12 protein-coding genes, 1 other RNA gene and 1 riboswitch are annotated in these 15,244 nt (G+C 42.9%); of the genes, 11 read left to right on the top strand and 2 right to left on the bottom strand.

Going from position 1 to position 15,244, the window contains the following annotated elements; all coding sequences use genetic code 11:
• Positions 1 to 42 precede the first annotated feature (42 nt).
• Positions 43 to 231, top strand: a riboswitch (cobalamin riboswitch).
• A 119-nt stretch (positions 232 to 350) separates the two neighbouring features.
• From AM500_RS06865 to AM500_RS06905, 9 genes are all read left to right on the top strand, one after another.
• Complete coding sequence (locus tag AM500_RS06865; RefSeq protein ID WP_053598572.1) at positions 351 to 2,237, top strand: DUF4430 domain-containing protein; 1,887 nt, start codon at positions 351 to 353, stop codon at positions 2,235 to 2,237.
• A gap of 18 nt (positions 2,238 to 2,255) precedes the next feature.
• Positions 2,256 to 3,086 carry a DUF4430 domain-containing protein gene (locus AM500_RS06870; protein WP_053598573.1) on the top strand — a complete coding sequence of 277 codons (831 nt, stop codon included), beginning with the start codon at positions 2,256 to 2,258 and terminating at the stop codon, positions 3,084 to 3,086.
• Positions 3,083 to 3,949 (top strand): energy-coupling factor transporter transmembrane component T, encoded by an 867-nt coding sequence (locus AM500_RS06875; protein WP_053598574.1) that lies wholly within the window; start codon positions 3,083 to 3,085, stop codon positions 3,947 to 3,949. The genes AM500_RS06870 and AM500_RS06875 overlap by 4 nt, the downstream gene beginning before the upstream one ends.
• Positions 3,931 to 5,529: an ABC transporter ATP-binding protein gene (locus AM500_RS06880; RefSeq protein ID WP_082347159.1), complete on the top strand. Its 1,599-nt coding sequence runs from the start codon at positions 3,931 to 3,933 to the stop codon at positions 5,527 to 5,529. Before AM500_RS06875 ends, AM500_RS06880 begins: the two co-directional genes overlap by 19 nt.
• Before the next feature lie 30 nt (positions 5,530 to 5,559).
• Positions 5,560 to 6,252, top strand: a complete 693-nt coding sequence (locus AM500_RS06885; protein WP_053598575.1) for an ECF transporter S component — start codon at positions 5,560 to 5,562, stop codon at positions 6,250 to 6,252.
• A 192-nt stretch (positions 6,253 to 6,444) separates the two neighbouring features.
• Positions 6,445 to 7,278 (top strand): formate/nitrite transporter family protein, encoded by an 834-nt coding sequence (locus AM500_RS06890; RefSeq protein WP_053598576.1) that lies wholly within the window; start codon positions 6,445 to 6,447, stop codon positions 7,276 to 7,278.
• A gap of 452 nt (positions 7,279 to 7,730) precedes the next feature.
• Complete coding sequence (locus AM500_RS06895; RefSeq protein ID WP_053598577.1) at positions 7,731 to 8,516, top strand: tyrosine-protein phosphatase; 786 nt, start codon at positions 7,731 to 7,733, stop codon at positions 8,514 to 8,516.
• 154 nt (positions 8,517 to 8,670) lie between these two features.
• On the top strand, positions 8,671 to 9,126 hold the full coding sequence (locus AM500_RS06900; protein ID WP_053598578.1) for a phasin family protein: 456 nt from the start codon (positions 8,671 to 8,673) through the stop codon (positions 9,124 to 9,126).
• Between the two features lie 14 nt (positions 9,127 to 9,140).
• Positions 9,141 to 10,817, top strand: coding sequence for an ABC1 kinase family protein (locus AM500_RS06905; protein WP_082347160.1), 1,677 nt, complete (start codon positions 9,141 to 9,143; stop codon positions 10,815 to 10,817).
• 569 nt (positions 10,818 to 11,386) lie between these two features.
• On the opposite strand, the gene ssrS is transcribed toward AM500_RS06905, so the two are convergent.
• Together ssrS and AM500_RS06910 are read right to left on the bottom strand one after the other, a co-directional pair.
• Positions 11,387 to 11,580: non-coding RNA, 6S RNA (ssrS, locus tag AM500_RS24880), on the bottom strand.
• A 58-nt stretch (positions 11,581 to 11,638) separates the two neighbouring features.
• Positions 11,639 to 12,457 carry an SGNH/GDSL hydrolase family protein gene (locus AM500_RS06910; RefSeq protein WP_053598580.1) on the bottom strand — a complete coding sequence of 273 codons (819 nt, stop codon included), beginning with the start codon at positions 12,455 to 12,457 and terminating at the stop codon, positions 11,639 to 11,641.
• Between the two features lie 189 nt (positions 12,458 to 12,646).
• On the opposite strand from AM500_RS06910, the gene AM500_RS06915 reads away from it, so the two are divergent.
• Positions 12,647 to 13,252: a DUF3298 and DUF4163 domain-containing protein gene (locus tag AM500_RS06915; RefSeq protein ID WP_082347162.1), complete on the top strand. Its 606-nt coding sequence runs from the start codon at positions 12,647 to 12,649 to the stop codon at positions 13,250 to 13,252.
• A gap of 215 nt (positions 13,253 to 13,467) precedes the next feature.
• Positions 13,468 to 14,658 (top strand): hypothetical protein, encoded by a 1,191-nt coding sequence (locus tag AM500_RS06920; RefSeq protein WP_053598581.1) that lies wholly within the window; start codon positions 13,468 to 13,470, stop codon positions 14,656 to 14,658.
• Positions 14,659 to 15,244 lie beyond the last annotated feature (586 nt).

Here is a 15,244-nt window from a genome sequence, read left to right on the forward strand (position 1 = left end):
ATACAAAATATTGTGAATATCGTTATACTTAAGAGGACAATAAAAATATCTTTTATAACAGGTGCTGAAATTGTTGAAATATCAGCTTAAAAGGGAAGTTGGTTAAATTCCGACGCGGTCCCGCCACTGTAAATGCGAGCAACCTATACTTTGCCACTGCCAGCAATTGGCGGGAAGGCATAGGAAGCGATGACCATGAGCCAGGAGACCTGCCTGTTTATTGCACTGAAGCCTACGTGGATAGGAGGGTGTTAAGACAGGCTTTTTCCAATACCTGCTTAACGTTAGACCACCTCCTTAAACAGGGGGATTTTTTTTATGGTTAAAATTTAGGAATGGGGAGAAGAAAGATGGCAGTAAAGCAGTATCCAAAGTTTTTAGTTGTACTAATGATGGTATTTTCACTTTTTGCTGGGGGGTTGCCTCAACATGCAAACGCAGCAGCTTCACCTGTTACCGTCAAGGTTCTTGGTGAAAATGGTGCGGTTTTAGCTTCTGGCGAGGCAGTATTGGAGGAAGGTGAAACGGCCTATGATGCCCTTATAGAAACAGTTGGCGCGGACCAGGTGGAAGTCATAGAGTATTCTTTTGGCAAAATGATCAATTCCATAAAAGGACTCGAGGCAAAAGATAAATTTTACTGGGGCTTTTACATAAATGGAATTTCATCCTGGACAGGAGCGGATTCGTACAAGCCTCTTTCTGGTGACGTGCTGACTTTCCTTTATGATAACGGCGCTTCGGCTGAAACAGTCAACCTTGAAATTATCGGGAACGACAAATCGACAACAAAATCATATGAGTATATTTCATTTATAGATCAGCCTAATGCCTTCCAACTGCTCATGGTTATGGCAGGAGCTGAGAATGTCACGTATGATCAATACAGTTTTGGGAAAATGATCTCTTCTATCTTTGGTCTGAAATCAGACGATACTAGCTTTTGGGGTTTATATGTAAATGACGAAATGCAGATGGTCGGCGCGGAGGACTATCAACTCCAGGACGGGAAAACCATCCAGTTTAAATATGAAACATTTACACCTCCTGTCGAGGAACCGGGTGGCAGCGAGCCTGTAGAGGAAAATCCAGCTCCCGGTGCGGAAAATCCAGCGCCCGCTATAGAGTCATATCCTGCAGCAAATCTTTCAAAAGATGTAAACAATACTTTTTCCTATATCGAATCAAACAACCAGATCGGTGAGTGGGAAGCAATTGCTTTGAAGCAGGCCGGTAAGCCGATTCCTTCCGGATACCTCGATGGTGTTGCAAAGCGTGTCAGTGAAAGAGAAGGCAAGTTCCGCACGATTACCGAATATGAACGGTATACACTTGGCATTCTGGCAGCGGGCGGAGATCCAACCAACTTTGCCGGCTACAACCTAGTAGAAGGAATCTACAATGGAGATTTTTCCAAACAGGGACTGAACGGGGCAGCCTATGCCTTGATTGCACTCGATAGCGCAAACTTTGATATTCCAGATAATGCGAAATGGAATCAGGAGAAACTTGTAACCTATCTTCTTGAGAATCAGGGCAAGGAAGGCGGCTGGGGCTTTGATAAGGAAGCTGGCAGCGATCCTGATACAACATCAATGGTACTAACAGCACTTGCTCCATATAAAAATGACGACCAAGTCAAGACAGCGATTGACAATGGATTACATTTTCTCAAAGGTCTATTCGGGGCATCCAAGGTGGACAACAGCCCGGCTGCTGCACAGGCTGTAATCGCCCTTTCAGCGCTGGGAATTGACGCAAATAGCGAGACCATAACTGCCGAAGGAAAAACTCTTTTAGGTTATCTTGCATCCTTCCAAACAAATGACGGCGGTTTTGCCTGGAAATCAGGCGATAAGTCTGATGTGGTATCTACAACACAGGGACTTCAAGGCTTGGTTGCTTACCAGCTTTACAAGGACGGAAAAGGATCATTATATACTCTGCAATTATCCGAGACGCCAGTAGAGCCGAACCTGCCTGAAGACGAAGAACAGGAATCTGTTGCGCCAGCAACTCCAGAAACGCCATCAACACCATCAACACCATCAACCTCAGTAACGCCGGATTCTGAAGCTTCGATGACAGATTCTCCGGAAAACGGAAAAGTTACTGAAAGCCAAGGTCACAGGCTGCCGGACACTGCCACCGATAGTTATTCTCTGTTAGCACTTGGTGCAATCCTGCTTTTTGCTGGGAGCACCCTGTATTTAGTCAGAAGGCGCAAACAAGCTTAAAATAAGGAGGTTCTAGCAATGGGAAACAAAATAAACAAGAGATGGCTGCTAATTTTTTCATTGCTTGCAGCCCTTACACTAGCCGGGTGTGGAACGGCCGCTGAATCATCAGAGCAGCAATCTGGCAATGAAAAAGCAGATATTGCCCTTAAGGAAGATACCGCGAGCAAGAAGTCAAGTACACAAGATGATGAGCCTGCGAAAAAATCTGCAGATACCGAACAGGCTTCCGACACGCCTGTTTCAAACAGCAATGCTGAAGAAAAATCAATTTCTAAGGAAACAACAACGTCACCAGAAAAATCGGCCAAGCCTTCTAATGGAACGAGTGATTCCTCCTCTGATTCCGGAAATAAGGCCAGCACCGAATCTCAACCAAAAACGAAAGCCACTACAGAGACAGCATCCGCTTCGAAAGGAACCGGTACTGCAAGCTCTAAGGAGAGCTCTCAACCAGCCTCCAAACCTGCACCAAAGCAAACCGCTCCAACCAAGACAAAACCCGTGACGGTTCCTGTTGAAACCGCGACAATTTCAATCAAAGGCCCTGATGATGTCGGCATGATTATGGGTGCTAAAAAGGTTGAGATTAAAGAGGGTGACAGGATTATTGATATCCTGCTCCGTACAGCTAAGGAAGAAGATATCTTTGTTGATTATTCTGGCAGTGGGGCAACCGCATACGTTGCTGGAATCGACAATGTTTACGAGTTTGATTACGGCCAAAGAAGCGGATGGATTTGCAAAAAGAACGGAGTAACCCTTGAAAAAGGAGCCGGCTCAACTAAGGTTTCTAATGGTGACAGGATTGAGTGGATTTATACTGAAGACTTCCTGAAAAAAGAATGAATAGGCTCCATCCATTAACGGCATTTGTTTACTATGCCGGAGCACTTGCCTTGCTCATACTATTCCAGCATCCGGCCTTTCTCCTGGCCGGATTTGTTGGTGTTTTGACTTTGAATTATATCCAGGATCGCTTCAGGGGGCTGCGGCGCTGGCTTGTATTTCTGTTAACGTCCGGACTGCTCATCCTTTTCATTAATCCTTTATTCAATGAACGCGGCCGCCATGTCCTGTTTGAAATTGGCACTCATCGAATCACTCTGGAAGCCGCCACGCTCGGAGCTATGTCGGCCCTGTCGATTATGGGGATTATCGCCATATTCGTCTCGTATAACGAAATCATGACACCAAATAAACTGCTATTTTTGTTCGCCCGGGTGGCACCGCAGTTTGCGGTATTACTCATGTTGACACTCCGGTTCATCCCGCTGATGCGGCGGCGCCTTGAAGAAATCTCTTCCGTCCAGGCAAGTAAGGGGATTTCATTAAAGTCAGGAACCATAAGGGAACGGGCAAAAAACGGGATGAGCTTCATCCAGACCTTGCTTGTTTTTTCACTAGAGGAAGCGATTCAAACTGCCGACTCAATGAAGGCACGAGCCTATGGGACAGGCAGGCGTACTGCTTATCACCATTTCCGTTTTAAACCTCTCGACAGAGTGACGCTGGTGCTCTTTGTTGTGCTTCTGGCGATCGCATTTTATGGGAGGATGAACGGCTGGGGACTTCTGGCGGTTTATCCGGTTATGGAACCATTTAGCCTTTCCATTCAAGACAGAATTACGTTTACAGCCTTCCTGCTGTTTATCGGATATCCAATCATCATCGAACTGAAGGGGGCATTTGGATGGCGCACATCGAATTGAACAACGTAAGCTTTACCTATCCTGAAGCCCTAGTCCCTGCACTTGACTCGGTAAACCTGTCAGTTCAGAAGGGAGAATTTGTTGTCCTCTTTGGCCCTTCAGGTTCTGGAAAAAGCACCCTTCTTCGCTTATTGAAGGAAGAAATCCGCCCGCATGGCGAGCTTCGAGGCTCTATTTTGCTAAAAGGGGCCGATTCCAGCAGTATCGGCTTCGTCTTTCAAGATCCCGAAAACCAGGTAGTTGCCGATGATCCTCTTCATGAAATGGTATTCGGGCTTGAAAATCAGGGTCTTCCGTCGAATGAAATGAGGAACCGTGTTGCGGAAATCGTTTCATTCTTTGGCGCCGAGCCGATTTTGCATAAAAAAATGCACGAGCTATCGGGCGGGAAAAAGCAGCAAATGAATCTGGCCTCCGTCTTGTTAATGCAGCCGGACATTCTAGTCCTTGACGAACCAACCTCCCAGCTTGATCCTGTCAGTACCCGTGAACTGCTCGACATGCTTAAGAGGCTAAATGAAGAATTCGGGATGACAATCATCCTTGCCGAGCACCGTCTTGATGATTGCATCATTCTTGCTGACAGGATGGCCATGATGGACAAGGGAAGGATCGTCTATGACAGCGATCCAAGGTCAGTGATGGAGCAGCTTTGGAAAGAAGGGGAAAGGGCGTTCGTTCCTGGCATCCCATCCTTTTTCCTTGAGGAACAAAGCTTAGCAGGCTCTGAAATGCCAAAGCGAAGCGGCCAAACTGCGCTGCCGCTTTCGGTCAAGGAAGGCAGAGCACTGCTGCATCTAATTCCCGGGAGAAAGCTTGATGGAAAACAGGAAAGCAACATTGGGACAGAGCAAATTATTGAAAAGCCTGTACTCAAGGCGAAGAATCTTGGTTTCAGGTATGAAAAAAACAACAGCCCAGTCCTTGATGAACTGAACTTCGACTTAAAAATAGGTGAAATATATGCTCTTCTTGGCGGTAATGGCTCTGGCAAATCAACGCTGCTAAAATTGTTGAGCAATGTCATAAAGCCTGAAACAGGAAAGCTAACACTTGCAGACGTCCCTTTTAAAAAGTTGAAGGAGATTGATTTAGCCCGCAGAATTGGCTATTTACCGCAAAATCCCAAATTGTTTTTTCTTCATGATACGGTCGGCGGTGAAATTTCGGCAGTTTGCAACCAATGGGGAACACCTGCCCAGGAGGCAGACATTTTGATTGAGCAATTCTCACTTAGCAACCTGCTTCAATCGCATCCATATGACCTTAGCGGCGGCGAACTCCAAAAAGCTGCATTTGTTTGTTTGCTCCTAAGGAAACCAGAAGTGCTATTGCTGGATGAACCTACGAAAGGGCTTGATCCGGTTTCAAAGGCAGCCCTAGCACAGGTATTGCAAAAACAGAAAGAGAACGGGAAGGCAATTGTAATTTCGACTCACGATATTGAGTTCGCTGCCAAGCATGCAACCCGATGCGGTATGCTGTTCCAGGGTGAAATTACATCCGAGGCTGCTCCAGAAGAATTCTTTAGCGGAAACTTTTTTTATAGCACTATGATTCAGCGGTTGTTCCGAAATTAAACTATTTTTTATTAAGAGAGGGGTGGTGTGATGAGGGGCAAACAATTACTTATTTCTATTCTGCTTATTTCTTTCATTATCATATTGCTTGTCTATTCATCTATCCATCCGGAGAGCTTTATGTGGTCGAGCACAGCCATCGCAGGACTATCATTCGCTTTTCTCCTGTTCCGTTTTGAAAATAGACAGGTTGAACCAAGGGAGCTTGTCCTTATTGCTGTACTCGCTTCAATCGCTGCTGTTGGCCGGGTTCCATTTGCCAGTATTCCGGGTGTCCAGCCGACAACTTTTGTTATTATGATGTCTGGACTCGTGTTTGGCGCTGAAAGTGGCTTTCTGATTGGTGCAGTTGCAGCACTCGCATCCAATATGATTCTTGGGCAGGGACCGTGGACGCCATGGCAAATGGCCGCTTGGGGCCTTGTCGGATTGACGGCGGGGCTGCTTCGAAGGACGAGCTTTATGAATTCACTGACGGGAAAGCTTGTTTTCGGTTTTGTTTGGGGCTTTCTATTTGGCTGGATTATGAATCTGTGGGGGTATCTCGGATTTGTTCAAACTGGCGGGGAAGTTTCAGTTTCTTCCTTGCTTGCTTATTTTGCAGCCAGCTCGCTCTTTGACTTTATGCATGCCGCTTCAAACGTCTTTTTCCTGCTTCTATTTGCGAATGGCTGGGTGAAGAGCCTTGGGCGTTTTAAGCGAAAGTATGGATTATTGGAATGAGTATAACTATACCAGATTTAGCAAGGGAACAGTTTAGCACTGTTCCCTTTTGTAATACAGAAAATACTGATGTATAACACTGGCGGCGTAGTTAAAATGATAAAAATTGTTCACAGTGTATACCGTTATAGAAGGGGAAAGGATGGTATCATCAGATGTGAAATGATTCACAAATGAAGGAGTAGGTTTTTTATGTCATCCGCGTATTATAAACCTGATGAAATACTTGATATAACAATAGAAAACGGAGTAAAAAAAACAAAATACTCTTGTAAGACCTCAGCAATCCTTGGTTTCCAGGCTGGAGCGTTCATTGCATTAGGATATTTGCTTTATATCAGGATTACCGCTCCGCTTACAGGTGACATAGCCGGCCTCGGAACTTTCCTAGGGGCGAGCGTCTTTCCGATTGGTCTTATTCTGACCTTGATTGCCGGCGGGGAGCTCCTTACAGGCAATATGATGGCAGTGCCATTGGCTGGTTTTGCTAAAAAGATTAGAATTCGGAGCATTCTGCAAAACTGGGCGATTATTACCTTCTTTAATTTCATAGGCGCCATTTTTGTTGCCTATATGTTTGGCCATCTGGCTGGATTGACTTCCGAAGGAGCTTTCCTCGAAAAAACTGTAAGCATCGCACAACATAAACTTGAAGCAAACTTCCTGGAGGCATTTGTATCTGGTATCGGATGCAACTGGCTAGTAGCAGCCGCAGTGTGGCTTTCCTATGGGGCCAAAGATGTTATTGGAAAAATAGCAGGCATCTGGTTCCCGACCATGACGTTCGTTGCAATAGGATTTCAGCACGTGGTTGCCAACATGTTTGTCATCCCGGCTGCAATATTTGAAGGACATTTCACCTGGACTCAATACATAACTAACTTTGTGCCTGTCTTTTTGGGAAATGCAACAGGAGGGGTTGTATTTATTGGGCTTGCTTACTGGCTGGCATACAAAAAGCAAAGTACACAGAAAATAGAAAAAGGGAAGGCTGCACTCGTCATGCTTAAAGGCAGTAAAGGATAATTAGAGAGAACAAAAGCGCAAGCGCCTTCGTGACAGACAAAGGGCGTCTGTCCCTGCGATGATTATTCTTAGGAGCTTCCCTTAGTGGTCATCGCCGTACAAAATGGAGGGACTTCGACTGAGATAAAGGAATCACGAAGAGCGAAGCGATTCGATGATGACTTATCGCAGGGAGGAGGCCTGAAGTTTGCTAGGCGATAGGCGCTGGAGCTAGACGTAGACAAACTTGATAAGAAAGTTAACCACAGTCGCGAAATCTATAATTTCTTTAACAATCAAAGAAGCCGCCAGCGAAATGCTGGCTGTTTTGGTTTGGTTTACTTCTGAATCTCTCCATCTATTTCTCGCTTTACCTTTAATAGTGTGAAAATTTCAATTTATTTTCCAATTTATGAATCATTTTTGATTTTGAATCGTCTAATAAATAGGGATTCTACGGAAGGAGTTAGAACATGCTAACTGCTGAGCGTAATTTGGTGTTTGAAAAAATACATAATTTAAGGGATATCGGCGGATTGCCCACGAGGGACGGACGAAGGATGAAGGCAGGGATTTTGTATAGATCTGATGAGTTGTCGGCTATTAGCAAGAATGACCTGACCGTTCTGGAAGAACTCGATTTGAAAATGGTTTGCGATTTAAGAACAGTGAATGAGCGGAAATCTAGGCCAGACCGAATCCCGCCACATTGGGAAATAAAGGAGATCCATGTTCCTATTCATCACGGGAGCCAGGACATGAGCACGTTCGTTCTTTTTAGAACCCTTAATGGCAACACTGACAGCCTGGATTTCGCAAAAATCATTCATGACTTCTACCGTTGTCTTGTTGAGGAGCGGAAGGAACAAGTCAGGCAAATATTCGAGCTGGTCGATGAAGAGGATAACATACCTGCACTCATTCATTGCACAGGCGGCAAGGATCGGACCGGTTATATCGCTGCTTTGTTCCAGCTTTTGGCCGGGGTTGATTATGAGACAGTTGTAAGCCAGTACCTGCTCTCAAATGAACGGATTGCTGGAAAGATGAAGAAGACCGAAAGATATTTGAGGCTGCTGAGCCTTTACCGGATACCTTCCGAAAAATTCAAGCCAATGTTGGCTGTTGACCGAAAGCATCTTGATTTCGTTATTGGCCAGATTCGGAAAGATTACGGCACGATCGAAACATACTTGAATAAAGGATGTGGACTGAAACTGTCAAAAATCAAAAAAATAAAAATGATGCTAGTGGAATAAGTGGGAACTCGAGCATCGAATAAAAGGAATCTGCCGTTTTGGCCGATTCCTTTTATTGTTTTACGATTTAGATTATTTTTCTAATCGAGATGGGTACTTTTTCTTATTTATGGGTATTAGAAATGGATAGAACAATAAGGAGGCTGAGAAGAGGATGAGTGATTTATTCAGCAGGGGTATTCTGCTTGGATTAGGAGCTGCGGTAGCTGGAAAGGAAAAGCTTGAAGATACAATCTTGAAAATGGTGAATCAGGGAATGGTGTCAAAAAATGAAGCGGACACACTATTTAACGATTTAGTTAAAAAAGGTGCCGAAAAAAGCGAAAGCTGGAACAATGACATCAGAACCTCCGTTACGGATCAGCTTAAGGAACTAGGCTTTGTCACCAAGGACCAGGTTGATACACTTCAGGCGCAGATTGTTCTTTTGCAACAGGAAATTGCTGTTCTCCGGAACAAAACAAATACAGATTCTAAATCAGGAACAGAATCAGTGTCAGCGGACGGGACGATAATTACCGATATCAATAAGGAAGCTGGATTTTCCGGGAATTTGACTGGTTCCAATGGTACAAGCATCCCTCCGAAAACTGATATTGTTACAGATTAATAGTTGGTGATGGAATGTTGACGGGTAAATTGCGGCGTTTGGGCAGATACAGAGAAATCATTTCCCTATTCGGGAAATACGGCTTCGGCTATTTAATTGAAGAAGTTGGCCTTAGCCAGCTTCTTTCTTTCAAGGACCGGATTAAAACAGATTTTCAAAAGGAGAATACACAGGAGCTTGGTATCCGGATACGCGGGCTTCTTGAAGAATTAGGTCCAACGTTCATTAAGCTTGGCCAGCTGCTTAGTATAAGAAGCGATCTTCTTCCGGCGGATATCATCCGGGAGCTTGAGACTTTACAGGATAATGTGCCACCAGTTCCGCTTGAGCAAGTTAAAGAACGTCTGGAAATTGAGCTTGGCAAGCCCCCGGATGAATTGTTCCAGTATTTCAATGAGGACTATGTAGCAGCCGCATCCATTGGGCAGGTGTATGAAGCAAGGCTTTGGACCGGCGAGGAAGTCATGATTAAAGTGCAGCGCCCTGATATTAAAAGCAAGATCTATACCGATCTTGATATTCTGATAGATTTATCGAGGCTTCTTGAACAGCACTATGAGTGGGCAGAGCAGAACAAAGTAACCGAAATATCTGAGGAACTTTCTGAATCGATCCGTAAAGAATTGGACTATCTCCAGGAAGCACGCAATACAGAGATGATTGCAATGCAGTTTGAGGATACCGATAAAATCAAGGTTCCGAAAATTTACTGGGACTACACAACTTCCCAGGTTTTGACGATGGAAAAAATAAACGGAATCAAAATATCTGAAATTAATAAAGTAGAAACCGATGAGGAAAAAAAGCGTGATGTTGCAGACCTCCTCGTTCAATCCTTTGTGACCCAAATATTACGGGAAGGTTTTTTCCATGGGGATCCGCATCCTGGGAATATGCTGTACATTAAGGAGACTTGCCAGCTTGCATTCATTGACTTCGGGCAAATTGGCAGGCTCTCGGCCAAAATGAGGTATGATACGACATCAATGATGATTGGACTCATGCAGGAAGACACCGAGATGATCGTTAAATCAATTTACCGAATGTCCGATGTACCGTCAGATGTTGATGAAAGCGATTTTTATGCTGATGTTGACCGAATCAGTAAAACCGTGAGCCGGGTTCCCTTCGGAGAACTTGATCTTGGAATGACTGTCCAGGATTTGCTTTCAACAGCACAGCAGCACCGTATTATCGTGCCTACGGAATTAACGATGCTGGGGAAGACTTTGATTACGGTCGAAGGAATCATTTCTGGAATCGATCCGAAACTGAACCTGCTTCAGCTTGCGCGGCCATATGCGGAAGAGTTAGTAATCGAACGCTATAATCCTATTAAAATCGGTAAAAGATTGCTTGAAAACGGGGAAGAATTCGCTGAAAAGGTAGCCAAAATTCCAACCCGGGTGGATGATGTACTTGAACAGGCAGCAGAAGGCGACTTGAAGCTAAAAATTAGCCTATCGCAAATTGATTCGATTTTTAACAAAATCGACCGGATTTCAAATCAGGTATCGTTTAGCCTTACTCTGCTTGCATTCAGTATTGTTGTTCTAGGGTTAATTGTAGGTGCGACGTTTGGGACAGACACATTCCTTACAAGCATCCATGCACTTGAAATAGGATTTGCCGTTGCCTTCCTCATGTTTTTATGGATACTCTATTCTATTTTAAAATCGGGTAGGTTTTAGATTTTCCTATTAGATCCGGCTGGGCGGGCCGGGTCCTTTTTTATTTCGCTATAAGATGAGGAGCTAAACCCTTTTAGAGTATCACTTTTTTGCTAGTTGAGTTTCATAAATAGCTAAGTTTAACTAGTAATACTCCGAGACCCACTAGGCAATCAGTTAAAAAAACTAGTAATACTCTGAGTAGTACTAAAAATGACTACCTTCCTGAACTATACTTTAGTGCTAGTTGAGCTTCTGGAATAGTTAACTTTCACTAGTAATACTCAGAGACTCACTAGGCAATCACCTAAAAAAACTAGTAATACTCTGAGTAGTACTAAAAATGACTACCTTCCTGGACAATACTTTTTTGCTAGTTGAGTTTCGCGAATAGTTAACTTTCACTAGTAATACTCAGAGACTCACTAGGCAATCAGCCCAAAATGAATAGTACTATAATGATTTCATCGGAGCAGAAACAAAGATTACTCCACAAAAAAGAGCTTGCCCCCCAATTAAGTAAATCCACTAAACTACCCAGATAAAACAAAAACCGGCTCCCATTTGGGAACCGGTCATTTTGTTAAATAGGGAAAGCCGCATTTGCCGTACGAAATAAGAAAGTTTTAAACCACCACTCCTCAAAGTGGGTGTCTCCAGAAGCGTTCCTGCTTGTCCTCCTTGCCGTATAGGCAGAGGCATGTCATTTCAGCTCCGTTCAAAAACTCCCTGTTACAGCTTAAAGGTTAAAACTTTAGTATGAATACGAACAACGCAGCTTTGATAGTAGTATCATACAACGTTTAACTAAATTATTCAATGTAAATAAGTCCCAGATAGTGTTAAACTGCCGCTTTCTTTGGACTTGTCCTAAATTGTTCGATAATAAGTGAAGCGATTGCTTTATAACCTAGTTGGCTTGGATGAATGCCATCAGGAGACAGGTTTTCCAGGTTTTCTCCATTAATGACCTTTGAGGTTTCAACAACAATTGATCCCGGAACTGCTTTGGCTGTTTTATAAATATTGATGTTCCATTTTGGCAAAAGCTTCTCAGCGAGGGTGTAATAAGCCATATCGGGGTTAACTGGATTATAAAGTTCAAGGTAAACGATCGTTGCTTTTGGGTTAACCTCGGTGATCCTGCTTGTTATATTCTTAAGGTTCTCTGAAAAGTCAGCCTGAAGAGTATCAAAAGCCTTGAAGGCTGACTGGATATCATGCTGCTTCCGAGCGGCCCTTAATACATCATTTCCCCCTACATTTACAGTAACAATATCGGATTTTTTAATATACACATCATACTTTCCTGAATAAACAAGCTGCCTTAATTCCGTACTATTGATCCCATTTATTCCTTCATTCTGAAAAGAAACCTTTTTACCCGTCTGCATTTCGAGTTCAGTCGAAAACTCACTGACAAGGTTTTGATTTTGGCCAACCCCATATCCGCTAATGACTGAATCCCCAATAGCCAGGTGGTAAAGTGAATTCTTGTCTGATCTCGAAAAATAATCTATATAAGTTGGAATGCTTTCATTCTTCGAAGCCTCCAATGACTGTTTCTTCATTTGCTGAATTTGATATTGAGGATAATAGAGCCATCCAGCAATACCAAGGACTATGACTACCGCAACAATGATAAATGTTTTTATGACCATCGATGCTCCTTTCATAAAGTCGCGAAAAGTTCCGCATGGGGCTTTCCCCACCCGGACTATCTTCATTATACCAAAAAATGTATAGGGATTAATTAGGGAACAACTGGTAATAAGGTGAGCGAGTTTGTTATAGGATACTTTGCTACTGAATAGAAATAGGTAAGTAAATTAAAAGGAGCAGTGAGGAAATTGCCATTTCACTTACCAGTTTATATTGGAATCAACCGAATTCGGCAGCCCAATCTCGCTATATCCATACCATATGTATATGGGTTAATGAACAGTATAGCAGAGAAAGCAATCCATAATGATATTCTCCGTGTAACAAGGCAGCTTATTCAGAAATCTGGCTACTATGAAAATCAGAAAACTGAAATCACAGGCGTTTTCGATCTTAAGACAAACGAGCGGGGGGTTCTAAGCCTCACACTTGAGCAGTATTCCTATGCCGGCGGTGCTCATGGCATTACGTATATCAGTGGACTTACTTGGGACAGTTCAACAGGCCGGCTGTACAGGCTGGACCAATTATTCAAACCAGGAAGCAATTATGTAAAAGTGCTTTCCGAAATGGTGGCAGCACAAATTAAGGAGCGCAGCATCATGACAATTGAACCTTTTACGAGTATCAAACCAAATCAGGACTATTATATTGCAGACAAAGCTTTAGTTCTCTTTTTTCAGCTGTATGATCTTGCTCCATATGCCTATGGATTTCCCTATTTTCCAATATCCATATATAGTATTCAGGATCTTATTTCTGAGCAAAGCCCGCTTCAAAAGATGTTTGGTTAGAAAAAGTGTGTGGCCCAAATTTAAAGAGCCGCACACTTTTTTTATTTAGTTCGATTTTGGAATGCATCCGTATTAATTAAGTCAATATGAAAAGTATGTGAAAAAAGTAGCAATTTTTGTCGAATTTTTGATTGTTTACCATCGAATATAGATATTTTGTATCTAGATTTAAGGCCTTTTGTATGACAAAATATTTTAAGTAAGGAGGGGGAGTATTGAAAAAGAGAATTTGGATCAGTTTGCTTGCTGTTTTGTTTGTGGCTGTTACAGCAGGCGGATATGCTGCCTATGGAATGAATAAAGATAAAAAAGCTGAAAAATCAGTGGATGAGGCAAGTGCTTCGGTTGCTGAATTATATAAGGAAATGCAAACTCGGATAAATGAAGGTAAAGAGAGCGGCAAGTTTATAAAAATTGATAAAGAGAAGATTCTCCAGGCCGAAGCTTTGACCATTGTTGCCAGGACAGACCTGGAGGGAGCTTCAAAAGATGTAATTCAGAAATATGGGAAGAAACTTGCTGAATCTATATCCCCGAGAATTGAACAGGTTAAGGAATACAACAAAGGGGCGGAAATTTCCCTATTGCTGTATGAAAGGATAGATGATGCTGAAAAGATGGCTGCGGAAAATCCACTATCGCCTGAATTGATAGCAAATCTCCCATTACTAAAAGAAACTGTTAAGAGAGAAAATGAACGATTCAAAGAACTAAAAGATCCTTTTTCAAGCCTGTTCTTGAATAAATATGTTGAAAAAATTGAAAGGCTTGAGAAAATAATGACCGTGTTTGTGACAGCCGAGCAGGCGGTCCAAATTGTTATAGACATGTCCACCGATATTAGGATAGAAAAAGCTGATTTTGATAATAAGGTTGAGGAAGCAAAGAAGTTAATTGACGAGCTTGCCAATGACTCAGTCAAAGAAAAGCTAACTAGTAAGCTTAATAATGCGGTTAAGTCTTTTGGTTCAATGGATACAAGGCGTAAGGAAGAGAAAAAGAAAGAGGAAAAGATAAAGGAAGAAGAAAAGAAAAAGGCAGAAGCACTGGAAGCAAAAACCTTTACTGCTTCTGATGGCACGATTTTCATATTGAGCGATGGGCTTGGCACCAATTCAGATTGGAAGGTTGCCAAAAAGCATGGTGCAGCACTTTACTACTTACCTGGATCCGATGTTGGCTTGATTGTTAAAAACAAGAAGTCAATCCTTACCTTAAGCTCTGGTTCTATCACTACAGATATAAGCCAAGCTAGTCTCTTGGCAGACCTTCTTTCCTCAAAAGGTTTTCCAATTACGTTAAAGGATGTAGAGAATGTTGTTAAATCTGGCTCTCCCTTTGAAAACGAAGCAGAATACTTCCGGGTATACCGGGAAGGAAATAAACTATATGCTGAAACATGGTGATTTTTGAGCATTCCAGCTTACGGCTGGAATGTTTTTTATACGCCAAACTCCAACAAGGAAAGATTCCATTTTTAACATCGCAGCGAAACAAAGGCACTTGCGCTTTTCTTGTCTAGCTCCAGCGCCTAGCGCCTAGTGTACTTCGGTCCCCTCGTTACGATAAGTCAACATCGATTCGTTAGCGCTCATCGTGTTTCCTTTATCCCACTCTTAAGGCTCAGTAAGTCTCCTTGGGAGACAACTGAGCCTAAAGGTCCGATTCGTGAAATAAGATTTTTCTTAGGGCTTCAGCCCTTAGAAAAATCAATCGGGCTCTGCGCGACTAACCATCAGCAAAGTACGCTGATGGAAGTTTCACTTTATCTCCTTCGAGGCCCTCCAGTCCATACGGCGCTGATCAAGGCGCTTACGCTTTTCTTATCATAAGTAAATCTTATGTCCTTCTATTTATTTCTTCTATTGGAAAAAGTACCCCTTACAATTGTTCTTGGATTTAGTTCCATGATATTATTTTCATAAAGTTTAATATTTTTAAAATATTTGCTGCGCTAATGGTTCGGAACAGGCAGCAAAAAGAGGGAGGTAG

It is taken from the genome of Bacillus sp. FJAT-18017 (genome assembly GCF_001278805.1).
Classification (GTDB): Bacteria; Bacillota; Bacilli; order Bacillales; family Cytobacillaceae; genus Bacillus_D.

Coding starts and splice junctions, on each gene's coding strand:
- AM500_RS06865 (WP_053598572.1), top strand. CDS start 351: ATGGCAGTAAAGCAGTATCCAAAGTTTTTAGTTGTACTAATGATGGTA.
- AM500_RS06870 (WP_053598573.1), top strand. CDS start 2,256: ATGGGAAACAAAATAAACAAGAGATGGCTGCTAATTTTTTCATTGCTT.
- AM500_RS06875 (WP_053598574.1), top strand. CDS start 3,083: ATGAATAGGCTCCATCCATTAACGGCATTTGTTTACTATGCCGGAGCA.
- AM500_RS06880 (WP_082347159.1), top strand. CDS start 3,931: ATGGCGCACATCGAATTGAACAACGTAAGCTTTACCTATCCTGAAGCC.
- AM500_RS06885 (WP_053598575.1), top strand. CDS start 5,560: ATGAGGGGCAAACAATTACTTATTTCTATTCTGCTTATTTCTTTCATT.
- AM500_RS06890 (WP_053598576.1), top strand. CDS start 6,445: ATGTCATCCGCGTATTATAAACCTGATGAAATACTTGATATAACAATA.
- AM500_RS06895 (WP_053598577.1), top strand. CDS start 7,731: ATGCTAACTGCTGAGCGTAATTTGGTGTTTGAAAAAATACATAATTTA.
- AM500_RS06900 (WP_053598578.1), top strand. CDS start 8,671: ATGAGTGATTTATTCAGCAGGGGTATTCTGCTTGGATTAGGAGCTGCG.
- AM500_RS06905 (WP_082347160.1), top strand. CDS start 9,141: ATGTTGACGGGTAAATTGCGGCGTTTGGGCAGATACAGAGAAATCATT.
- AM500_RS06910 (WP_053598580.1), bottom strand. CDS start 12,457: ATGGTCATAAAAACATTTATCATTGTTGCGGTAGTCATAGTCCTTGGT.